This window comes from Bacillus sp. LR_5 (genome assembly GCF_042709275.1).
In genome coordinates, this window is the sequence record NZ_JAVAXX010000415.1 from 1 (window position 1) to 4,063 (window position 4,063).

A 4,063-nucleotide genomic window follows, 5' to 3' on the forward strand; every position below is an offset into this window, starting at 1 on the left:
TAATGTGCGAATAATGAAATGACAATTCATGATGAGGTTAAGCGATCTATTTGCTCCTCCGCAAGGAATCATTGCCAATACATGCTCCTCATCAGTTCTCCAGTTATTTTAAAGATCGGTTCAATGTAACGATTTCTTGAGCCAGAGAAGCAGCTCTTAAAAAATCTTTTTGCCTTTCGGCTTCGGCTCTTTCCGCCTCTTTTTCTTTTATCATTGACCAATTTCTTTGATTCAACACTTTTTTTACATAATCTGATAACTCGGCTTCGCTAAGCTCTTGATTAACCTGAAGCATTAATATATCAGACAAGAGCTGGCTTATATGATCATCCGTCACCCTGGCCATCAGATGCTGAGGCGTCAGCTCGGCTCCCTCTTCATAAAAAGCATAAAGATAGGCGGCTAATGCCCGGTGCTCATCAATATTAAATTGAAACCCTACCCGGTCAATCACTTTTTTGATGACGCTCCGATCTCGAAGCATGTGAGCGAGTAACAGCCTTTCTGCATTTTCATACGCCGGACGCAAACGTTTTTGCCTTGCTTTTGTCGTCAGATGCGCTCGCCGCGTTTTTGTTTCACCGCTATTGTCAGCAGGTTTGTTTTGCTTGCTGAAAACAGACAGCTGCTCAGTTAAAGACTCCTGTGAAAGCGAAAACTCTGAAGCAAGCTGCTTTACATAGACTTCCTGCTCTAGAGACCCTGAAAGCGTGCTGATTTCTTTCAGTACGTCTTTAATGTAAGCTAGTCGGTCGCCTTCATCGGACAGGTTCTTTCCTTTTCGGAAATATTGCATTTTGAACGCCATTACGGTGACACTGGCGTCAATAATGTCATTTTTAAATTTTTCCCCGCCGAATTTTTTGATGTAATCATCAGGGTCCAATCCGTCAGGAATCATTGCAACTCTGACTTTGCAGCCTTTTTTTTGCAGAAGCTCCGAAGCTTTTAAGGTGGCTTCATAACCGGCTTTATCAGAGTCATAGCAAAGAATGATTTCTTCGACGTTTCTTCTCAGGATTTTGACATGATCATCTGTAAGAGACGTTCCCATCGTGGCTATGCTTTCTTTTACACCCGAGCTTACGGCCGATATGACATCAGCAAACCCTTCAAATAAGACTGCTCTTTCCTGCTTTCTGATATGAAGGCGGGCCTTATAAAAATTGTAAAGCAGTTTGCTTTTATGAAAGAGCGGGGTTTCAGGACTGTTCATATACTTAGGCTGCTGGCTGCCAAGAGCCCTGCCTGAGAAAGCAACAACAGCCCCGTGATGATCATGGATCGGAAACATGACACGGTTTCTGAAGCGGTCGAAATATCCGCTTCCGTCTTCGCGTCTGATCAGGAGACCCGCTTTTTCCATTTGCGCCTCACTAAATCCCCTCTTTACAAGGAATTTCGTGATAAAGTCCCAAGAATCAAGAGCATAGCCAATCTGAAATTCATCAATCAGCTCTTTCGTAAAGCCCCTAGCAAGCAGATAATCCAGTGCCTCTTGACCTTCTTTTGTATTTATTAACAAATGATGGTAAAATTTCTTCAGGAGCTCATGTGCCTCAGCCATTTTTTGTTCTCCAGAAGACTCTGGCCGGGCTCCGGAATGGACTGTTATATCATCTGGAAAATCAATTTGGTATTTGTCAGCAAGGTGAGAAACCGACTCGGCAAATGAGTAGCCTTCCATCTGCCTTAAAAAAGAGAAAACATTGCCGCCCGCTCCGCAGCCAAAGCAATGAAAAATCTGTTTGTCGGGCGATACGGAAAACGAAGGTGTGCTTTCTCCATGAAAAGGACAGAGTCCAAAGTAGTTTCGGCCTTGCTTCTTTAATTGAACATAATCACCTATGACTTCAACGATATCTGCCGACTTTTGCACCTGATCCACAATTTCATCTGGTATCCGATTTCCCATCTTATAACACTCCGTCGTACATTATTCGATGCTTTAGTGCAAAATCCCTTCATCATTCGACAGGATTTTTTGCAGCAGTGTAATAAATCGTTCTCGATCTTCTTTATTCAATTTTTTAGGCCCTTTGGCATATACGCCTTTTCTTCTTTGTTTGCCGGAAAAATGACGGCCCTCTAGGGCAAAATCAATCGTGTCTTCTTTGTAAAGACGACCTCTTTCCGACATAACGGAGACATTTCTGTTCAACAGCAGAGATGCTAATCCGATGTCCTGCGTCACAACAATATCTCCCGGTTTCACGTGATTTGCGATATATAAATCAGCGGCTTCTTTATGAGGATCAACATACTTCCATTTTTCTTCATTGCTTCTGGAAAGCTGATAATGTTCAAATGAAGCGACAAAAAGAACTTGAACTTCATACTCGGATGCTGTTTGTAAAATTTCATCTTTTACCGGACAAGCATCAGCATCGACAAAAATCGTCTTTTCTTGTTCATTAAGAAGAGTAATTCTCCATCCCTCCATTAAACTCCTGCATAAAAGCAAGCAAAATCGCACATCCTTTATTATTGTGGATGTATATGAATTTGTCGAAAAATTTCCGGGAGAAATTCTTGACATCTTACCCATAATAGTTTATTCGTATCACACGATCCTTAAACCTAAAATTAATCATTTTATCACAATTTTTTATTATAATACAAACTTCACAAAGATGCTATTGTTTTTCATTATTCCCTTTTGGCACAGCCAAAAACCCAGGATAGAGCGTCCTGAGTTATATGTTTTTTGTTTTGAGATGATGGATAATATTTGCTGTTTCCTCAACCGCTTTATTTGAAACATCAACAACCTGGCAGCCGATCCGATCCACAATCTTTTCGAAATACTCGAGTTCCTCTTTGATTCTGTTGATATTTGCATAAATCGCTTTATCATTAAGCCCGAGTGATTTTAAACGTTCTTTTCTGATATGATTCAGTTTATCAGGGCTAATCTTTAAACCGATGCATTTTTTCGGATCAACGTTAAAGAGTTCTTCCGGCGGATCAACCTCCGGTACAATCGGAACATTGGCAACCTTCAGGCGTTTGTGTGCGAGATATTGAGACAGCGGTGTTTTAGACGTTCTTGACACGCCGATCAAAACGATATCAGCTTTTAAAATCCCTCTTGGATCACGTCCATCATCGTATTTAACTGCAAACTCGATGGCCTCCACTTTTTTGAAATAATCTTCATCAAGCTGGCGCACCCGCCCCGGTTCGTATTTCGCTGTTAAACCGTAGGCTGTTTCCATTTTATCAATCAACGGGCCGATAATATCATAATATAAAACATTTGCTTTTTCCGCTTCGGCTATCAAATATTCTCTGATTTCCGGCACCACGAGTGTAAAACAGATAATGCCGCCGTCTGCCTTTGCAAGTGAAATCACTTCATTGATAGTGCCTATATCTTCAACATAAGGAATTCTTCTTACATGAGTATCATCCGCCGATCCGTTAAATTGGCTGAGTGCTGCTTTTACTACCAATTCAGCCGTTTCACCGACGGAATCCGATACAACATAGATGATGCGGTTATTCATATTATCCCCCCGTTAGTTTGCAATCTTATAGGATTTCATTTTCAGATAAACTGACAAGTATTTTGGTCATATTTGTTTTTGTCACTCTGCCGATCACTTCAAAGCCTTTATCGGTGTCTTTGATGACAGGCAGTGCATCAATTTGTTTTTCTATTAAGTGCTTTGCAATGTCCATCACATAATCCTCGCGTCTGCACACCGTAATGTTCGGCATCCTTGTCATGATGATGTGAACAGGGACCGATGTAAGCTCCTGCTGGCCAATGCTCGCTCTGAGCAAGTCTTTTCGTGAAAGCACCCCGACTAAAACAGCATCGCGGTCCACCACAAACAGAGTACCTACATCTTCTAAAAACATGGTGCAAATCGCATCGTACACAGAAACGTTTTCGTGAATCACTACGGGGATAGATTGAAAGTCTTTCACCTGAAGCTTTTTGAGTTTATCCGCCAAAAGCTGTGTGCCGGTTTTTCCCGTATAGAAATAACCGACTCTCGGGCGCGCCTCGAGGAATCCTGACATGGTGAGTATGGCTAAATCCGGGCGCAATGTC

4 protein-coding genes are annotated in these 4,063 nt (G+C 41.8%); all 4 read right to left on the minus strand.

All coding sequences use genetic code 11. From position 1 onward, the window contains the following. Positions 1-103: 103 nt before the first annotated feature. Positions 104-1,915, minus strand: a complete 1,812-nt coding sequence (dnaG, locus tag RAC86_RS36045; RefSeq protein WP_038429315.1) for a DNA primase — start codon at positions 1,913-1,915, stop codon at positions 104-106. A gap of 33 nt (positions 1,916-1,948) precedes the next feature. Further along, a complete protein-coding gene (locus tag RAC86_RS36050; protein ID WP_003230065.1) occupies positions 1,949-2,443 on the minus strand; it encodes a YaiI/YqxD family protein in 495 nt (164 codons plus the stop codon). Between the two features lie 253 nt (positions 2,444-2,696). Next, entirely contained in the window at positions 2,697-3,509 is an 813-nt protein-coding gene (locus RAC86_RS36055) for a pyruvate, water dikinase regulatory protein (protein WP_003230064.1), read from the minus strand. A gap of 25 nt (positions 3,510-3,534) precedes the next feature. Next, a partial coding sequence (ccpN, locus tag RAC86_RS36060; RefSeq protein ID WP_377886722.1) for a transcriptional regulator CcpN occupies positions 3,535-4,063 on the minus strand: 529 nt, incomplete at its 5' end.